16 protein-coding genes and 2 tRNA genes are annotated in these 18,317 nt (G+C 55.0%); 14 read left to right on the forward strand and 4 right to left on the reverse strand.

Going from position 1 to position 18,317, the window contains the following annotated elements:
- Position 1 precedes the first annotated feature (1 nt).
- Entirely contained in the window at positions 2–901 is a 900-nt protein-coding gene (locus V8L71_RS15765; RefSeq protein ID WP_008958780.1) for a DMT family transporter, read from the forward strand.
- On the opposite strand, the gene V8L71_RS15770 is transcribed toward V8L71_RS15765, so the two are convergent.
- From V8L71_RS15770 to V8L71_RS15780, 3 genes are read right to left on the reverse strand one after another with little or no spacing between them, the layout of a single operon-like run.
- The gene (locus V8L71_RS15770; RefSeq protein ID WP_336274719.1) at positions 879–1,628 is read right to left on the reverse strand and encodes an ABC transporter ATP-binding protein; all 750 of its coding nucleotides are present in this window, start codon (positions 1,626–1,628) and stop codon (positions 879–881) included. The two genes, V8L71_RS15765 and V8L71_RS15770, sit on opposite strands and share 23 nt — an antisense overlap.
- Positions 1,622–2,707 (reverse strand): FecCD family ABC transporter permease, encoded by a 1,086-nt coding sequence (locus V8L71_RS15775; RefSeq protein ID WP_198556007.1) that lies wholly within the window; start codon positions 2,705–2,707, stop codon positions 1,622–1,624. The genes V8L71_RS15770 and V8L71_RS15775 overlap by 7 nt, the downstream gene beginning before the upstream one ends.
- Positions 2,697–3,830 carry an ABC transporter substrate-binding protein gene (locus V8L71_RS15780; RefSeq protein ID WP_101145705.1) on the reverse strand — a complete coding sequence of 378 codons (1,134 nt, stop codon included), beginning with the start codon at positions 3,828–3,830 and terminating at the stop codon, positions 2,697–2,699. The genes V8L71_RS15775 and V8L71_RS15780 overlap by 11 nt, the downstream gene beginning before the upstream one ends.
- Positions 3,831–4,060: 230 nt before the next feature.
- On the opposite strand from V8L71_RS15780, the gene V8L71_RS15785 reads away from it, so the two are divergent.
- The 5 genes from V8L71_RS15785 to greA all read left to right on the forward strand — a co-directional run bounded on the left by V8L71_RS15785 (position 4,061) and on the right by greA (position 10,565).
- On the forward strand, positions 4,061–4,342 hold the full coding sequence (locus V8L71_RS15785) for a DUF2218 domain-containing protein (protein WP_101145704.1): 282 nt from the start codon (positions 4,061–4,063) through the stop codon (positions 4,340–4,342).
- A gap of 117 nt (positions 4,343–4,459) precedes the next feature.
- Positions 4,460–5,266: a 4-hydroxy-tetrahydrodipicolinate reductase gene (gene dapB, locus V8L71_RS15790; protein ID WP_336274720.1), complete on the forward strand. Its 807-nt coding sequence runs from the start codon at positions 4,460–4,462 to the stop codon at positions 5,264–5,266.
- Positions 5,267–5,647: 381 nt separating this feature from the next.
- Complete coding sequence (carA, locus tag V8L71_RS15795) at positions 5,648–6,793, forward strand: glutamine-hydrolyzing carbamoyl-phosphate synthase small subunit (protein WP_336274736.1); 1,146 nt, start codon at positions 5,648–5,650, stop codon at positions 6,791–6,793.
- Positions 6,794–6,861: 68 nt separating this feature from the next.
- A complete protein-coding gene (gene carB, locus V8L71_RS15800) occupies positions 6,862–10,092 on the forward strand; it encodes a carbamoyl-phosphate synthase large subunit (protein WP_336274721.1) in 3,231 nt (1,076 codons plus the stop codon).
- Positions 10,089–10,565, forward strand: a complete 477-nt coding sequence (greA, locus tag V8L71_RS15805; protein ID WP_008958788.1) for a transcription elongation factor GreA — start codon at positions 10,089–10,091, stop codon at positions 10,563–10,565. The genes carB and greA overlap by 4 nt, the downstream gene beginning before the upstream one ends.
- A gap of 94 nt (positions 10,566–10,659) precedes the next feature.
- On the opposite strand, the gene yhbY is transcribed toward greA, so the two are convergent.
- The gene (yhbY, locus tag V8L71_RS15810; RefSeq protein WP_008958789.1) at positions 10,660–10,986 is read right to left on the reverse strand and encodes a ribosome assembly RNA-binding protein YhbY; all 327 of its coding nucleotides are present in this window, start codon (positions 10,984–10,986) and stop codon (positions 10,660–10,662) included.
- Positions 10,987–11,100: 114 nt separating this feature from the next.
- Between yhbY and rlmE the strand changes: the two genes are divergently transcribed.
- From rlmE to V8L71_RS15850, 8 genes are all read left to right on the forward strand, one after another.
- A complete protein-coding gene (gene rlmE / locus V8L71_RS15815; RefSeq protein ID WP_101145700.1) occupies positions 11,101–11,748 on the forward strand; it encodes a 23S rRNA (uridine(2552)-2'-O)-methyltransferase RlmE in 648 nt (215 codons plus the stop codon).
- Positions 11,749–12,022: 274 nt separating this feature from the next.
- Positions 12,023–14,029 (forward strand): ATP-dependent zinc metalloprotease FtsH, encoded by a 2,007-nt coding sequence (gene ftsH / locus V8L71_RS15820; RefSeq protein ID WP_101145699.1) that lies wholly within the window; start codon positions 12,023–12,025, stop codon positions 14,027–14,029.
- A 114-nt stretch (positions 14,030–14,143) separates the two neighbouring features.
- Complete coding sequence (gene folP, locus V8L71_RS15825) at positions 14,144–15,058, forward strand: dihydropteroate synthase (protein WP_336274722.1); 915 nt, start codon at positions 14,144–14,146, stop codon at positions 15,056–15,058.
- Positions 15,055–16,404, forward strand: a complete 1,350-nt coding sequence (glmM, locus tag V8L71_RS15830) for a phosphoglucosamine mutase (protein WP_101145697.1) — start codon at positions 15,055–15,057, stop codon at positions 16,402–16,404. Before folP ends, glmM begins: the two co-directional genes overlap by 4 nt.
- Positions 16,405–16,558: 154 nt before the next feature.
- The gene (gene tpiA, locus V8L71_RS15835; RefSeq protein WP_101145696.1) at positions 16,559–17,308 is read left to right on the forward strand and encodes a triose-phosphate isomerase; all 750 of its coding nucleotides are present in this window, start codon (positions 16,559–16,561) and stop codon (positions 17,306–17,308) included.
- Positions 17,309–17,312: 4 nt separating this feature from the next.
- Positions 17,313–17,672, forward strand: a complete 360-nt coding sequence (gene secG, locus V8L71_RS15840; protein ID WP_022520708.1) for a preprotein translocase subunit SecG — start codon at positions 17,313–17,315, stop codon at positions 17,670–17,672.
- Positions 17,673–17,720: 48 nt separating this feature from the next.
- A tRNA-Leu gene (locus V8L71_RS15845) sits at positions 17,721–17,807 on the forward strand.
- 166 nt (positions 17,808–17,973) lie between these two features.
- A tRNA-Met gene (locus V8L71_RS15850) sits at positions 17,974–18,050 on the forward strand.
- Positions 18,051–18,317: the final 267 nt, after the last annotated feature.

Here is an 18,317-nt window from a genome sequence, read left to right on the forward strand (position 1 = left end):
AATGGATCACCTTGAAGAAAAGCCCACCATGGGCATTTTGCTGCGGGTACTGTCTGGCCTGCTTTTTACCGGCATGCTGGTGTGTATTAAGGCAGTCAGTGACGAAGTGCCGGTGGGGCAGTCGGTGTTTTACCGTTCGCTGTTTGCGCTGCTGCCTATCGTCGTGTTTCTTCTGGTGCGTCGGGAGTTTCCTCGGGGGTTGGCGACGCGGCGCCCGTTGGGGCATGCGCTCCGTTCCGGGCTGGGGGCGGCGGCCATGTTTGCCTCTTTTGCGGCGGTGGCACTGTTGCCGGTTGCCGAGGCGACGCTGCTTGCACAGCTAACGCCGGTTTTTATGGCGATAGGGGGTGTGCTGCTCTTAAGAGAGCGTTGCTCACTTTATCGTGCGGGCGGCATAGTATTGGCGCTTGCTGGTGTCGCTGTGCTGATTTTGCCTGGGCTGGGCGCTAGTTCAAGCAATGGCCACATAACCGGGTACGCGCTTGGGGCGCTGGGTGCGCTATTAACTGCTGGGGCGCTACTGACCGTCAGACGTATTTCGCGAACTGAAACGGCAGCATCAATTGCATTCTACTTTATTGTGGTAGCAGCGCTGGCTGGGCTGGCAACGATGCCATTGGGCTGGGCAGCGCTTAACCGGGTGGAGTTTTCGCTGCTGGTGTTATCGGGCCTATTTGGCGGCGCAGCGCACATTGCGATGACATTAGCGTTGCGCTATGCCGAGGCGTCGCGCTTGGCGCCTTTTGAATATATTGCCCTGGTGTGGCCCGTGCTCGCCGATTGGGTGCTGTTTGGAATACCGGTCTCCAGCGGCTTCCTGCTAGCGCTACCGCTCATGTTATCCGGGGTGGCGCTAGCGGCAATGGAAGGGCGGCGGCTTAAATGGCTGCTTCGACGATAAGCTGCGGTTGGCCTTTCGAGCAGGACTCAATACGTGCAGATACCCGATAAACCTGACGTAGCAGCGCAGGGGTAATCACTTCGGCGGTGGGGCCGCAGGCAATCAAGCGACCATTTTCGAGCATCATGGCGGCATCGGCGAAACGTAGCGCATGCCCCAGGTCATGGAGCGCCACCAAAATCAGCATCTGGCGTTCATCGGCTAGCCGGCGCAGCACCGTCAAAAGGCTGATCTGGCGGTTCAAATCGAGTGCCGAAGTGGGCTCGTCCAGCATCAGAATCTCAGGCTCTTGCACCAGAGCCTGGGCAGCGCTGACCAACTGGCGCTGCCCGCCGCTAAGGTCGCCGATATCGCGTTCGCCAAGGGTCGTAATGCTGAGTTCCTCCAGCGCACGATCAACCTGCGCTAAATCCTCAGGCTGCACTTTTAATCCACGTCCCTGCATACGTGCCAAAAGCACTGATTCATAGACCGTCAGCACGGCCTTGGCGCCGGTGTCCTGGGGCATATAGCCCACGGGGTGCTCGGCGCTGGTGCCGCTGATAATCACTTCGCCTTCGCCTTTCAATAACCCTAATATGCGGCGAAAAAGCGTCGATTTACCTGCTGCATTGGGCCCTAGCAAGGCAACGACTTGCCCCCCTTGAAAGCAGGGTGTGGTGATCTCTTCCAGAATAGGGCGACGCCCGTAGCGGGCGGATACACGGTTCAGTTGTAGGGTTACCATGAGGCCTTCTTGTGGCTAAGCACCAGAAATAGGAAGAAGGGAATGCCCACCAGCGAAGTAATAATGCCAATGGGAATAATGGTGCCAGGAATAATGATCTTGGAGATAACCGAGCCAACGGAGAGGATAAGCGCGCCGCACAGGGCCGAGCCGGGTAGGAAGAAGCGCTGATCCTCACCCAGTAAAATGCGTGCAATATGCGGGCCCACCAAGCCGATAAAGCCAATGGTGCCCACGAACGCCACCGCGATGGCGGCGAGCAGCGATACCAGCACCAGCACTTCCAAACGCAGCGCGCGGGGATTGACACCCATACTTTCGGCTTTGGCGTCGCCCAGGCGCATGGCGGTTAGCGCCCAGCCATGTCGGGCAAGCAGCGGCATGGATAAAGCAAGAATGCTAAGGGCGATCCAGAACTTGGGCCAGGTGGCTTTGGTTAAGCTGCCCATCGTCCAAAAGACCACTGCAGAGACCGCCTCCTGGCTGGCAAAGAACTGAATCAGCGCCATCAGCGAGTTGAAGATAAACACCATGGCGATGCCGAGCAGCACAATGGTCTCTACCGTCACACCGCGCTTAAGGCTTAAGGCATGAATTAAAAATGCGGTGAACATGGCCATCACGAAGGCGTTGATGGGCACCACAAATTCAATGGCGGCAGGCACCAGTGCCACCCCGAAGGCGAGACCCAGAGCGGCACCAAAGCTGGCCCCGGCGGAAATCCCTAGGGTAAACGGGCTGGCTAGCGGGTTGCTCAGAATGGTTTGCATCTGTGCCCCGGCCACCGACAAGCTGGCGCCTACCACTAGGGCCATCAGCGCTACCGGCATGCGGATTTCCCAGAGAATCACTCGCGCTTGCTGGCTAACGCTGTCCGGGGTAAACAGCGCCGCGATCACTTCACCCAGGCTATAGCGGGCGGGCCCCAGTGCCAGGTCAACGCAGAGACTAAAAAACAGCGCTAACACCAGTGCCGCCAGTATCATTTGGCGGCGGAAAACCTGGCTATGGTAGAAGGTGCGTCCCTGTGAAAGGCGCTCTGTTACCGCCGTTTCCGTCATCCTCGTATCAGTCGCCATGGAGCGATATCCAGTAGCCGGTTTCATAGTCGATGGGTAAGAAGCGCTCGTGCAGCTCTTTCATCGTGGCGTTGGGATCCAGGTCTTCAAACAGCTCTGGGTGTAGCCATTTGGCTAGCTGCTGCACGGCTACAAAGTAGTAGGGGCTATTGTAAAACTGGTGCCAAATGGCGTGGAAGTTACCGGATTCTACCGCCTTGATGCCGGTCATTGCGGTGCGCTCGGTCAGTGCTTCAAGCTTGGCGCGAGCGTTTTGCATATCAGCCCCGGGGCCTACGCCGACCCAGTTGCCGCCCGGCACGTAGGCATCCCAGTTGCCGCCGGTGACGACGACATGATCAGGGTTGGCAGCAATAATCTGTTCAGGGTTCAGGTTGCCGAAACTGTTAGGAATGATGCCTTCAGCGATATTGCTACCGCCAGCTAGGGTGACATAGTCGCCAAAGTTGGCGGGGCCAAAGCTCATGCAGCACTCGTCGGAGTAGCCGCCAGCCCGGTCAATAAACACGCTGGGGCGTTCTGGGTTGGCCTCGGCGATGACATTGGTTACCCGTGCCAACTGCGTCTCGGCAAACTCGATGAACGCTTCGGCCGCTTCTTCGTCGTCCATGATCTGGCCGATGATGCGCATGGAGGGGATGGTGTGCTCAAGCGGGTCTTCGCGAAAATCCACATAGATGATGGGAATGCCGAGTTGTGCCAGCTTGTCGTCGTAGGCGGCGTCTTCTGTGGCGGCTTTCGCCTCGATGTTCATCAGCACTACGTCAGGATTAAGCGAGGCGGCCTGCTCGACGTCGAAAGTGCCGTCTTTAAAACCGCCAAAGGTGGGGATCGCTTCGATCTCTGGGAAGCGTTTCAGGTAGCGGGAATAATTATCGGGATCCGCTTGAGAGAAGTCTTCGCGCCAACCCACCACGTGAGCGAAAGGGGCTTCGGGTTCGAGCAGCCCTAACAGATAAATCTGTCGCCCTTCGCCTAAAATAACCCCTTCTGCGGGCGCATTTAGGGTGACTTGTCGGCCAGCGATATCTGTAATGGTGATATCGTCAGCCTGAGCAGTGACGCAGCCAGCAAAACTGATAAGAGTAGCCAACAGGGTTTTTAAGTGCGGAGAACTGAGCATTTATTTACTCATTGGTCGATATTGGTTAATAGAACGGGTGTCGCTAACACCGTTTTAGGCAAAGATAGCATAGTGATGCAACTGATATTGTAACTTATTATCGTTTGGGTGGTAATGCTTTAATCGGCATCTGGTTATTAGCATGCTGCGCTTTTTGTGTTTACAGCTAACTGATAATGTTGTTAAAACTATCTTAATTAGCAAGTACTTACTCTTATGGGGAGGCCGCTATGCCTTTATCTCGCGTTGAAATTGCCACGCCTTCTGCTGAGCGTTTGATCAACCGCCTTTGTAAGCACTGGTCGCATAAGTTGGAGGTTGAACAGAGTGATCAGCAAGGCAAGATCACTTTTGCCACAGGTACCTGCTTAATGCTCGCTGAGCACGATAAATTGGTGGTTGCCATCGAAACCCTGGAAGAGGAGCATTTGGATGAGCTGGAAGGCGTGGTCGAACGTCACTTAATTCGTATGGCAGGGGATGAAGAGCTGGCGATTGTTTGGGAGAACTAAGCTGAGTCTTCATGGCAGCAATCTTCATGGCAGCAAAGGAGAGCGTCTAATGCGCTGGTGCGTCTGCTATAATTGCGACACTTTTTATATACCGGAACGCAGAGCGCAGGAGTTCGCATGACCCGAATTGCCATTGTAGGCGTGGCTGGCCGCATGGGCCGTACGTTGGTAAATGCTGTAGAGCAAGATGCTGAGGCAACGCTGGCTGGCGGCATTGTGGAGCCGGGCAGCTCCTTAGCGGGCGCTGATATTGGCGAGCTCGCAGGGTTAGGGAAGCGCGGTGTCGTCGCGGTAGATTCACTCGCGTCGATAGTTGATGATTTCGATGTGTTGATCGACTTCACGGCTCCGCAGGTCACCCTGGGTAATCTGGCATTCTGCGCCGAACACGGTAAGCGCATTGTGATTGGCACCACCGGCATGAGCGATGATGAGCTGGCCCAGCTCGATAGCTATCGCGATAAAGTCGCTATGGTGTTTGCCCCCAATATGAGCGTCGGCGTGAATCTAACGCTGAAGCTGCTCGAAACCGCTGCTAAGGCGCTGGGCGATGAAGGTTACGATATCGAAGTCATCGAGTCCCATCACCGCCACAAAGTGGATTCGCCTTCAGGTACTGCTATTAAAATGGGCGAAGTGATCGCCGACAGCCTGGGGCGCTCCCTGAAAGAGCACGGTGTGTTCGAGCGGGTAGGCCAGTGCGGTCCACGTACCGATAAAGAGATTGGCTTTGCCACGGTGCGGGCGGGCGATATCGTCGGCGAGCACACGGTGATGTTTGCCACCGAAGGCGAGCGTATCGAAATCACCCATAAAGCCTCCAGCAGAATGACCTTTGCCAAAGGCGCCGTTCGCGCAGCGCGCTGGGTCGCTGGCAAAGAGCTCGGTCGTTACGATATGCAGGATGTGCTGGGGCTGGATTAAGAAAACACTAATGTCTGCGGGTGCTACGATTAAGGGGTAGTCCTAGGCCTAGAATTCCTGTAACATTTCAAAAATTTTGGCCGGGTGGCTTAGAAGCTCTGACTTACAGACCTTAGACGGCGCGCTTGTTGCGTTGGCCAGCCCAAAGCCTGCCCTTGAGTTCACGGCTATTGCATTGATAGTGACGTGTCTCTAAAAGGCATAGAACAACAAGCGGGATGAAACCGATTCTTTTTATCGGCTTCGTCCCGCTTTTTTACGACCTCATTATTGATAATGAATCGTTTGATAATGAGGTCGTGGATTCATAAAGAATTTGCTGAGCCTGCGCCCTACAGGCTCCCACCAGCATGGGAGGATCTTGTTTTGAATAACGCCGCATTGAGCAAACCCGCAATATTGGCCCTGGAAGATGGTAGCGTGTTCCACGGCATCGCCATTGGCGCGGACGGATTAACAAGCGGTGAGGTGGTGTTCAATACGGCCATGACCGGTTATCAAGAAATCCTCACTGACCCCTCCTACACCCGCCAAATCGTTACTCTCACCTATCCCCATATCGGCAACACCGGCATCAACGCAGAAGACATTGAGTCCGCCTCTATTGCCGCGGCAGGGTTGGTCATTCGTGATCTACCGTTAATGGCTAGCAGCTTCCGCTCAGAGCAGTCGCTGTCGGATTACCTGAAAAGCCAGAACGTGCTGGGCATTGCCGATATCGATACCCGCCGCCTAACGCGCATTTTGCGCGATAAAGGCGCGCAGAACGGGGCGATTTTAGCGGGTGCTGATGCTGAGGGCGAAGATGCAGTGGCGCGTGCGCTGGAAGCCGCCAAGGCTTTCCCTGGTCTGAAGGGCATGGATCTGGCCAAAGAGGTGTCGTGTAAAGAAACTTACGAGTGGTCGGAAGGTGAGTGGACATTGGGTGAAGGCTACGCTGATGCTTCCAAAAGCGAGCGCCCCTACCATGTGGTGGCGTACGACTACGGTGTGAAATTCAACATTCTGCGCATGTTGGCCGCCCGTGGCTGCCGTCTGACGGTGGTTCCCGCGCAAACCCCCGCCGCTGACGTGCTGGCGATGAAGCCTGATGGCGTGTTTTTAGCCAATGGGCCGGGCGACCCAGAGCCCTGCGACTACGCTATTAAAGCGATTCAAGATGTGTTGGAAACCGATATCCCGGTGTTTGGTATCTGCCTGGGCCACCAGCTGCTGGCGCTCGCCGCCGGGGCGAAGACGGTCAAAATGAGCCACGGCCACCACGGTGCCAATCACCCGGTGCAGGATTTGGATACCGGCACAGTGATGATCACCAGCCAGAACCACGGCTTTGCGGCGGATGAAGCAACACTGCCTGCCAACGTTCGCGCAACGCACCGGTCGCTGTTCGATGGCACCTTGCAAGGGATTGAGCTTACCGACCGACCCGCGTTTAGCTTTCAGGGTCACCCGGAAGCGAGCCCCGGCCCGCGCGATGTGGCACCGCTGTTTGATCGCTTCGTGGCCATGATGCAGGCACGCCGTTAACGCGTTCTGCGCATCACCGTATCGCCGTCTTTTGTCGCTCATCGTCACCATTTTTTGCGGGAACCGTTATGCCTAAGCGTACCGACATCAACACTATTTTGATCATTGGCGCTGGCCCGATTGTGATCGGCCAGGCCTGCGAATTCGATTACTCCGGCGCCCAGGCGTGTAAAGCGCTGCGTGAGGAGGGTTACCGGGTTGTTTTGGTCAACTCTAACCCCGCCACTATCATGACCGACCCGGCTATGGCCGATGCCACTTACATCGAGCCGATTACTTGGCAGACAGTAGAGAAAATCATCGAGGCCGAGCGCCCCGACGCGATTCTGCCGACCATGGGCGGTCAGACGGCGCTGAACTGCGCCCTCGAGCTTGAAAAGCATGGCGTGCTGGAGAAGTTCGGCGTCGAGATGATCGGTGCCAACGCCGATGCGATTAACATGGCCGAAGACCGCGATCTGTTCGATCAGGCCATGAAACGCATTGGCTTGGAGTGCCCGAAAGCGAAAGTGGCGCACACCATTGATGAGGCGTGGGAAATTCAGGCAGAGCTTGGTTTTCCGACCATTATTCGTCCTTCCTACACCATGGGCGGCTCCGGCGGCGGCGTGGCGTACAACAAGGAAGAGTTTGAAGAGATCTGTACGCGCGGTTTTGAGCTTTCCAACAACCACGAGCTGCTCATTGATGAGTCGCTACTGGGCTGGAAAGAGTACGAGATGGAAGTGGTGCGTGACAAAAACGACAACTGCATCATCGTCTGCGCGATTGAGAACTTCGACCCCATGGGCGTGCACACCGGTGACTCCATCACCGTGGCCCCGGCGCAAACGCTGACGGATAAAGAGTATCAGATCATGCGTGATGCCAGCCTCGCGGTACTGCGCGAGATTGGTGTGGAGACCGGTGGTTCCAACGTCCAGTTTGGTATGGACCCCAAAACCGGGCGCCTAGTGGTGATCGAGATGAACCCGCGGGTGTCGCGTTCTTCGGCGCTAGCCTCTAAAGCGACCGGTTTCCCGATTGCGAAAATCGCCGCGAAATTGGCGATCGGCTATACCCTGGACGAGCTACAGAACGATATTACCGGCGGGCGTACGCCGGCATCCTTTGAGCCGTCTATTGATTACGTGGTCACTAAAATTCCACGGTTCACCTTTGAGAAATTCCCCCAGGCTAATGATCGCCTAACGACGCAGATGAAGTCGGTGGGCGAAGTGATGGCGATTGGCCGTACCTTCCAAGAGTCGCTGCAGAAAGCGCTGCGTGGCCTGGAAACCGGCAACGATGGTCTTGATCCGATCATTACCGATTTCACGCCGGACAACATGGCGATTATTCAGGGCGAGCTCCAGGCCGCCGGTGCCGAGCGCATTTTCTACGTGGCGGACGCCATGCGTTCAGGCATGAGTGTCGATGAGGTCTTTGCATTGACCAATATCGATCCCTGGTTCCTGGTCCAGCTTGAAGATCTGGTGCTGACTGAAAACGCCGTTGCCAAGCGCTCGCTGGCCGATTTCTCTTCCCGTGAGATCTATCAGCTCAAGCGCAAAGGCTTTGGCGATGCGCGCCTGGCCAAGCTGCTTAACGTCAGCGAAAAAGAGTTTCGTCAAACCCGTCAGGCCGCTGGCATTCGCCCGGTTTATAAGCGCGTCGATACCTGTGCTGCGGAGTTTGCTTCGGACACCGCCTATATGTACTCCACCTATGAAGAGGAGTGCGAGGCGGATGTGTCTGACCGTCAGAAAATTATGGTGCTGGGCGGAGGCCCTAACCGGATCGGCCAGGGTATCGAGTTTGACTACTGCTGCGTTCACGCCGCCTTCGCCATGCGCGATGACGGCTATGAAACCATCATGGTCAACTGCAACCCGGAAACTGTCTCTACCGATTACGACACCTCTGATCGTCTCTACTTTGAGCCGGTAACGTTGGAAGACGTGCTCGAAATCGCCGACAAAGAGAAGCCGGTGGGCGTGATCGTTCAGTTCGGTGGCCAGACGCCGCTGAAGCTGGCCCGAGAGCTAGAGGCCGCTGGCGTGCCGATTATCGGCACCACGCCGGACGCTATTGACCGTGCAGAAGACCGCGAGCGCTTCCAGGTGATGATCGACAAGCTGGGCCTGAAGCAGCCGCCCAATGCCACAGCGCGCAGCTTTGCTGAAGCCTTCGATAAAGCTGAAGCGATTGGCTACCCGCTGGTGGTACGCCCCAGCTATGTGCTGGGTGGTCGGGCCATGGAGATCGTCTACGACGCCTCCGAGCTTGAAAATTACATGACCCACGCGGTGAAAGTCTCTAACGATTCACCGGTGCTACTGGATCACTTTCTGAGTGCCGCAATCGAGATCGATATCGATGCGGTGTCGGATGGTCAGCAGGTAGTGATTGGCGGCATCATGCAGCACGTAGAGCAAGCGGGTGTTCACTCCGGTGACTCTGCCTGCGCGCTGCCGCCTTACTCGCTGCCTGCCGATGTGCAGGACGAGATGCGCCATCAAGTGAAGCAGATGGCGGTTGAGCTGGGCGTTAAAGGCTTAATGAACGTGCAGCTCGCCTGGCAGGATGGCGAGATCTACGTAATTGAGGTTAACCCCCGCGCTTCGCGTACGGTGCCCTTTGTGTCCAAGTGCATCGGCACCTCGCTTGCCCAGATTGCGGCGCGCTGCATGGCCGGTAAAACATTGGCTGAACAGGGCTTTGAGAAGGAAATCGTGCCGCACTTCTATAGTGTTAAAGAGGCCGTTTTCCCGTTCAATAAATTCCCGGGCGTCGATCCGATTCTGTCGCCGGAAATGAAGTCAACCGGCGAAGTAATGGGCTCTGGCGATACCTTTGCCGAGGCCTTCTTCAAGGCCCAGTTGGGCGCGGGCGAAGCGATTCCGGCGCTGACCGGCGAGCGTAAAGCGTTCCTGTCTGTACGCGAACCGGACAAGGCGGGGATTATCGAAGTGGGTCGTTCTCTGTTAGCATTAGGCTTTACGCTATGTGCAACACGGGGAACAGCGGCTGCTTTGGAAGCTGCTGGGCTTGCCGTGGAGCACGTCAATAAAGTCTACGAAGGTCGTCCCCATATCGTCGATCTGCTTAAGAACGACGAAATCGCCTACATTGTGAACACTACTGAAGGTCGTCAGGCTATTAACGACTCTTCGGTCATTCGCCGTACTGCTCTCTCGCGCAAGGTGCCCTATGCGACCACCTTGGCGGGCGCTAATGCTGTTTGCATGGCGCTTGAGTACGGTAGGGAGATTACGGTGCGGCGCCTTCAGGATCTGCATGCAGGAGCAAGTCAATGAACAAGGTTCCGATGACAGTTGCGGGAGAAAGAAGCCTTCGTGAAGAGCTCGACCACCTTAAAAGCGAAGCTCGTCCGCAGGTGATCGCGGCCATCGCCGAAGCGCGGGAGCACGGTGATCTTAAAGAGAACGCCGAGTATCACGCCGCTCGTGAGCAGCAGGGGTTTATCGAAGGGCGTATTCAGGAGATCGAAAGTAAGCTCTCCGTCTGCCAGGTAATTGATGTCACAAAACTACCGAAAACCGGCAAAGTGATTTTTGGTGTTACCGTTTCGCTAATGAATCTGGATACCGATGCGGAAGTTACTTATCGTATCGTCGGCGAAGATGAGGCGGATATTAAGTCTGGCCGTATCTCGGTCACTTCTCCCATCGCCCGTGCTTTAATCGGCAAGGAAGAGGGGGATGTTGTGGTGGTGAAAACCCCCGGCGGCGATGTCGAGTACGAAATAGGTAGCGTCGAATACGTTTGATGAAAAAACGCCCCTTCAATTGACCTCGGTTAGGTCGGTTGAAGGGGCGTTTTAGTGCAGCAGTATTCGTTTTAGAACGAGTACAATCTAACGGTTAATGCCGACCGTGGTGGTTCTCAAAGCGGGTAACATTAGAAAGCTTTGGATTCACCTGCGGGTTCCTACGGTAGAGCAGCGCCATTTTGCCAATGGTTTGCACAAGGTCGGCACGGCTGTTGGCGATCAGTTCGGCTATCATAGCAGCCCGATCATCACGCTCAGGAATGGCGAGTTTCACTTTGATCAGTTCGTGATCGGTGAGTGCGCGGTTAAGTTCTGCGAGCAAATTTTCGGAGACGCCGTTCTCAGAAACGGTGACCACTGGGTTAAGATGGTGGCCAATGCTACGAAATGCTTTCTTTTGTGCCTGTGACAAGCTCATGGTATCTTGCGGTATCCCGGTTAGCGCTTAACGCTCCATCTTACGGTGAAACGTCACCGAGTGAAAGCGATCGCGTGAATGCGCCCATCTCTTATTCCAGTGTTAGATTCCCACATGCAGCAAAAGCCCCCAAGCCGTAAACATTCCGTTAGCAAAACCAGCAATAACTGGAAGAAGGAGCATTTTGACGACCAGTACGTGAAGCAGAGTTGGCAAGATGGCTATCGCTCCCGTGCCAGCTATAAGCTGATTGAGCTGGATGAAAAGGATAAACTGCTGCGACCCGGTATGACGGTCATTGATTTAGGGGCAGCGCCCGGCGGATGGAGTCAGATTGCTGCTGAGCGGGTAGGGCCTGAAGGTGTGGTCATCGCTTCTGATATTTTGGAGATGGATGCGCTCGCAGGCGTGGACTTTATCCAGGGGGATTTTACGGAAGAGGCGGTGTTGGAGGCGATATTAAAACGTCTAGATAATCGTCGCGTAGACCTTGTGATGTCGGATATGGCCCCCAATATGAGTGGTATGGCGGCAATTGATCAGCCTCAGGCGATGTACTTAGTGGAGTTAGCGTTAGAACTTGCTCGCGAAACTCTGTCACCCGGTGGTCGGTTTTTAGCTAAAGTATTCCAGGGGGAAGGGTTTGACGCTTACCTGAAAGAGTTGCGCGGAAGCTTTAGCAAGGTAGTGACTCGCAAGCCGGATGCATCGCGGGCACGCTCCCGTGAAGTGTATTTTCTGGCCGAAGGGTTTCGCGGTTAACGCATCATATGGTTCGATGATTTTACCTGTGATGGGATAACGGTGTATGTGGTTCATAGCCAAGATTTATCAGCGCGATTGCCAGACAGGCAAGCGCAACGTGTGTCACATTAGCCGCAATACGCGCGTGACACAGATGGCCCGAGGCATAAGACGCTTTGGCAATGGTTGAACGCTTGATGCTGATGTAATGTCGTAGTACTAAGATTATTAGTAGCAGGCTTTATTAAGCACCAGGGTTTAACTGACGGATTCTTGTAATGAGGGTAGCCCCTTGAATGATATGGCGAAGAACCTGATTCTGTGGTTGGTCATCGCGGCCGTCCTACTGACAGTGTTCAATAATTTCAGCACCGAAAGCGCACCGCAAAACACCAACTATTCTCAGTTTGTGCAGCAGGTGCAAAATCAGCAGGTACGTAGCGTCACGATTGATGGTTACACCATCAGTGGTGAGCGCACGGATGGCTCTCAGTTTCAGACGATCCGCCCATCGGCAGAAGATCCGAAGCTGATGGACGACCTGTTGAGCAATAATGTGACGGTCGTGGGTAAAGAGCCAGAACAGCAAAGTATCTGGACGCGGCTGCTTATTGCCAGCTTCCCGATTCTGCTGATTTTGGGCATCTTTATGTTCTTTATGCGCCAGATGCAGGGTGGTGCCGGCGGTGGTAAAGGCGGCCCGATGAGCTTTGGTAAATCGAAGGCCAAGCTGCTCTCTCAAGATCAGATCAAAACGACCTTTGCCGACGTGGCTGGCTGTGATGAAGCCAAAGAAGAAGTCGAAGAGTTGGTCGACTTCCTACGTGACCCCACCAAATTCCAGCGTTTGGGCGGTACGATTCCCCGCGGCGTGTTAATGGTAGGGCCCCCAGGTACCGGTAAAACGCTGCTGGCAAAATCCATTGCTGGCGAAGCGAAAGTGCCGTTCTTCTCTATCTCGGGCTCTGACTTCGTTGAAATGTTTGTCGGTGTCGGCGCATCACGTGTGCGCGACATGTTCGAACAGGCTAAGAAGCAGGCGCCCTGCATCATCTTTATCGATGAGATTGATGCTGTGGGTCGCTCTCGCGGTGCTGGCATGGGTGGCGGTAACGACGAGCGCGAGCAGACGTTGAACCAGCTGCTGGTCGAGATGGATGGTTTTGAGGCCAACGAAGGCGTCATCGTTATCGCTGCGACTAACCGTCCTGACGTGCTTGATCCTGCGCTTATGCGTCCAGGCCGCTTTGACCGTCAGGTTACCGTTGGCTTGCCGGATATTCGTGGTCGTGAGCACATTCTTGGCGTTCACCTGCGTAAAGTGCCGCTGGGTGATGACGTAAAACCGCAGCTGATTGCCCGCGGCACGCCTGGCTTCTCTGGCGCGGATTTGGCCAACCTGGTCAACGAAGCCGCACTGTTTGCTGCGCGCCGCAATAAGCGCCTAGTCAGCATGGAAGAGTTGGAGCTGGCTAAAGACAAGATCATGATGGGCGCTGAGCGCAAGTCGATGGTCATGACCGATAAAGAGAAGCTCAACACCGCTTATCATGAATCAGGTCACGCCATCATCGGTTTGGTTGTGCCTTCGCATGATCCGGTCTACAAGGTAACCATTATCCCCCGTGGGCGTGCCCTCGGCGTGACGATGTTCTTGCCGGAAGAGGATCGCTACAGCCTGTCGCGTCAGCAAATTCTGGGGCAGATCTGCTCGCTGTTTGGTGGTCGTATTGCTGAAGAGATGACGTTGGGTCCGAACGGTGTCACCACCGGCGCCTCTAACGATATCAAGCGCGCCACTGAGCTTGCCCACAACATGGTGGCGAAGTGGGGCTTGTCGGACGAGATGGGTCCGATCATGTACGACGAGGACGAGTCGCATCAGTTCCTCGGTGGCCCGGGTCAGGGCGGCAGTAAGATGAAGTCGGGTGATACCACGACGCGCCTTGATAAAGAAGTCCGCAAAATCATCGACGATTGTTATGAGCAGGCCCGCCAAATCCTAACGGATAATCGCGACAAGCTTGATGCCATGGCCGAAGCGTTGATGAAGTATGAGACTATTGACGCCACGCAGTTGAAAGACATCATGGAGGGGCGCGATCCCCGTCCGCCCGAAGGCTGGGACGACGGTGATTCATCCGGTGGCGGTACGCCTGTTGGCGGCGGTAATAAGCCAAAAGCGCAAGAAGCCGATGATGATACGTCTACCAACGCTTCTGGCAGCGACGGTGAAGAGGATGATGACGAGCCGCGCCGTCGGCCTTCAGACCCTCTCGGCGGCCCTGCGGGTCCTTAGATGATTAGATAGTTAACCCTGCGTATAAGCAAAAGGCGCCCCTTCAAGGGGCGCCTTTTTTGTTATGCTGTGCCTATAACACTGCAAAGTTTCTTTTATTGACCAGGCTGCAGCATGAAATCACTTATGGATACGCCCTCTACGCAAACAGCTGAAAATGCTTTCCAACTGCGTTGCGGGCGCCACCTGTTGGATCTCTCCTTTCCCCGCGTGATGGGTATCCTTAATGTCACACCCGACTCTTTTTCTGATGGCGGGCAGCACGTTGCTCTAGATGACGCGTTGCGCCATGCCGAGCGGATGTTGGCGGAAGGGGCGGCGATCATTGATGTGGGAGGCGAGTCGACTCGCCCTGGCGCTACGCCTGTCAGCCCCCAGGAAGAGCTTGACCGGGTTGCCCCCGTGGTAGAAATCCTGGTGCGCGAACTGGATGCGCTGGTATCGGTGGATACCAGTTGTCCTGCCGTTATCCGCGAGGCGAGTGAGCTGGGCGCCGGTATGCTTAACGACGTGCGCGCGTTAGAGCGCGAAGGGGCGCTGTTGGCTGCGGTAGGCAGTGGCCTGCCCGTTTGCTTAATGCATCGCCAGGGCGAGCCGCAAGATATGCAGCAAGCACCTGCTTATTCGCGCCCAATCGAGGAAGAGGTAGCAGACTATTTGGCCCGCCGAGTGGCCGAGTGTGAGGCGGCCGGGCTGCGCCGTAATCGGCTTTTAGTTGACCCTGGTTTTGGCTTCGGCAAAACCGTCGAACACAATCTACGCTTACTCAAATATATGGAGACTCTACAATCGTTGGAGCTTCCATTACTGGTAGGTATGTCACGCAAGAGTATGATTGGGAAAGTGTTAGGCCGCCCGGTAGAGGAGCGTCTTTCCGGTGGTTTGGCACTGGCAGCCATGGCGGTAGAGCGTGGGGCTAATATTCTGCGTGTACATGATGTCGCTGCAACGGTAGATGCAGTCAATATGGCGTGGGCGGTACTACAAGAGGGCTGCGAGCCGCCGCTTAACAAGGAGTCTGACGCATGACAAGGCGCTATTTTGGTACCGATGGTATTCGCGGCACAGTGGGTAAATCGCCCATTACGGCTGATTTTATGCTCAAGCTAGGCTGGGCGGCAGGGCAGGTCTTGCGCCGTGATAAAGGTCGAACGCGGGTGTTAATTGGCAAAGATACGCGTATCTCTGGCTACATGTTTGAATCCGCATTAGAGGCGGGGCTTTCTGCCGCCGGTGTGGATGTGTCGCTGTTGGGGCCAATGCCTACACCAGGCATCGCCTACTTGACGCGTACGTTCCGTGCTGACGCGGGTATTGTCATCTCGGCATCTCACAACCCCTTCGATGACAATGGCATCAAGTTCTTCTCCGCAGAGGGCAAGAAGCTCCCTGATGAAACGGAAGATCGTATTGAGGCCATGCTTGAAGCGCCGCTGACCACGGCAGAAGCCGCTCAGTTGGGTAAAGCTACCCGTATCGACGACGCCGCAGGTCGTTACATTGAATTTTGTAAATCAACCCTGCCTGATCGGCTTAGTTTGCATGGCCTTAAGGTAGTCCTAGATTGCGCCCACGGTGCCACTTACCATATCGCGCCTAATGTGTTTCGCGAGCTGGGGGCTTACGTTACCACCATCGGCGCTGCGCCCGACGGGTTAAATATTAACCAGCAGGTAGGTTCAACGCATCCCGCCGCATTGCGTGCTGCCGTCATTCAGCAAAATGCAGACTTGGGGATTGCCTTTGACGGTGATGGTGATCGCGTAATGTTGGTTGACGGCGATGGCCGCGAAGTGGATGGCGACGATATCCTCTATTTAATTGCCCGTGATCGTCATGAGCGTGGTTTGCTGCAGGGCGGCGTGGTGGGCACCTTGATGTCTAATTTTGGCTTATCCATGGCGCTGGATAATCTGGGTATTCCTTTTGAACGTGCAAAAGTGGGCGACCGTTTTGTCATGGAGCGAATGGCCGCTAACGGTTGGGAGTTGGGTGGTGAGTCGTCAGGGCACATTGTCTGCGGTCATGTGCAGACTACCGGTGATGGTATCGTCTCGGCGCTGCAGGTATTGGCGCTGATGATGCGCGAGCAGAAGAGCCTGCCGACGCTGCTAAAAGAGCTGGAAAAAGTGCCGCAGGCGCTGGTTAATGTGCGTTTACCCGCCCATACAAGTGCTAAAGAAGTGATGGAGTCGGCGCCGCTCCAGCAGGCGGTTGCTGCATTAGAGCATGAGTTGGGTGATGAAGGACGCGTATTGTTGCGCCCGTCAGGCACTGAACCGCTAATTCGTGTGATGGTGGAGGGGCGTGCCCATTTGGATGTCGAACAATTGGCGCACAGCTTGGCTGAACAAGTTCAGGCATTGCTTAAATAAATGTGCCCCACTATTTGATATAACTAGCTGGTCGATTTAACTAGCGGTCGATATAGCTAGCTGGCCCAGGAAAGCAAACCTGTGCTTGCAACAGCGGTTGTCTTGACAAGGCCGCTCCTATACCATTTCGCTCCACCTTGAGTGAGGAGAGTCGATGCGTACGCCTTTAATTGCCGGTAACTGGAAAATGAACGGTTCCGTGGCGTTGATCAACGAATTCGGACAGGCCTTCTCTGCCGCCGTATCGCCAAAGGGCGTGGATGTCGTTATCATTCCGCCGTTCCCTTATTTGGATGCGGCGCGCCTTGCGTTTGAGGGCACGGGGCTGTCATTGGGTGCGCAAACGTTGAATCCCATTCACTCTGGTGCCCATACCGGTGAAGTGAGTGGTCGTATGCTCAAAGAGTTTGCGGTCTCTTACGTCTTGGTAGGGCACTCAGAGCGGCGTCAGCTTTATAAAGAGAGCGACGAACAGATATTTGCGCGTTTGCTAGCGGCATTGAGCGTGGATATCACGCCGATTCTCTGTGTGGGAGAGTCTTTAGAGGAGCGCGACGCAGGCCGTACGATGGACGTGGTGCTGCGCCAAGTAGGGCATGTAATGTCTCGCCTGGAGCCAGACCAGCGCAAGCAAGTGGTTATTGCCTACGAGCCCGTTTGGGCAATTGGCACGGGGCGTACGGCATCTCCTGAACAAGCCCAGGAAGTCATGGCAGGCATTCGTGCTTACCAGGCGGGCTTTGATAAGGGGTTAGCTGAACAGCTGCGTTTGCTATACGGCGGCAGTATGAACGCAAGTAATGCGGCTGAGCTGCTTGCTCAGCCAGATATCGACGGCGGTCTAGTGGGCGGAGCCTCACTCAAGACCGATGATTTTTATGCCATTTGTCAGTCAGCAGGATAACGCCATGCAAGTTGCAATTCTTATGATCCATGTGGTGATTGCGGTCGCCCTGGTGGTACTCATTCTGCTTCAGCAGGGTAAAGGTGCCGAAGCCGGTGCGGCTTTCGGGGGCGGTGCTTCACAAACTGTGTTTGGTTCGCGGGGCAGCGGTAACTTTTTATCGCGCACGACAGCTATTTTGGCAGCGGGTTTCTTCGTTACCTCGATGGCGCTGGCTTACTTCGCCACCCAGGCTGGTCAGGCACCGGAAGCAGGTATTCCAGATTCGCGTTTGATCGAGCAGCAGCAAAGCGTCCCGACGCTTGACGACAGGCCTGCAGACGTGGATAATACCGCGCCAGTGCTAGAGGAAAGCAGCGAGTAATTAATCCTCGTTGTTTAGTTAGATAACGTTTCTTTAGCCTCCCCTGATGCCGAAGTGGTGGAATTGGTAGACACGCTATCTTGAGGGGGTAGTGACCGTATGGTCGTGCGGGTTCAAGTCCCGCCTTCGGCACCATCTGTTTTGCTGGTTCGCCAGCTTCCCAGAATGTTTTTCTTTACTGTCAAAATGGCACTGTTGCATTTAGCAGCTAAATGAAAAGCAGCTTTAAGTAAGATGTTCTTGAAGCAAGTAGTTCTTGACGTAGGTGGCTTTAGTGTCTATTATCGTCGACCTAGATTGATGCGGGGTGGAGCAGTCTGGTAGCTCGTCGGGCTCATAACCCGAAGGTCATCGGTTCAAATCCGGTCCCCGCTACCATTTCCTAGTAACATGTAGATAGTTTGTTTCCTTTGTACTTTTTTGGAAAACAATCAATCTTACCAGGCTAGCCCTGTTACATGTTTCTAAGATGGTACTTAAGGTTTCTTTCAAAAAGCCCCTTCCAGTGAAGGGGCTTTTTGTTAGCAGCTTTTGGATAGCGAGCGCTTTTGTAAACAGGAGCGCCTTAAGAACGGATGTCGTCCGGATTTTCGGAGACACATTCCCGAGTAACGCCAATCAGCCACCTAGCTTTTCTAATAACTC

It is taken from the genome of Vreelandella indica (assembly GCF_037070225.1).
GTDB classification, from domain to species: domain Bacteria; phylum Pseudomonadota; class Gammaproteobacteria; order Pseudomonadales; family Halomonadaceae; genus Vreelandella; species Vreelandella arctica.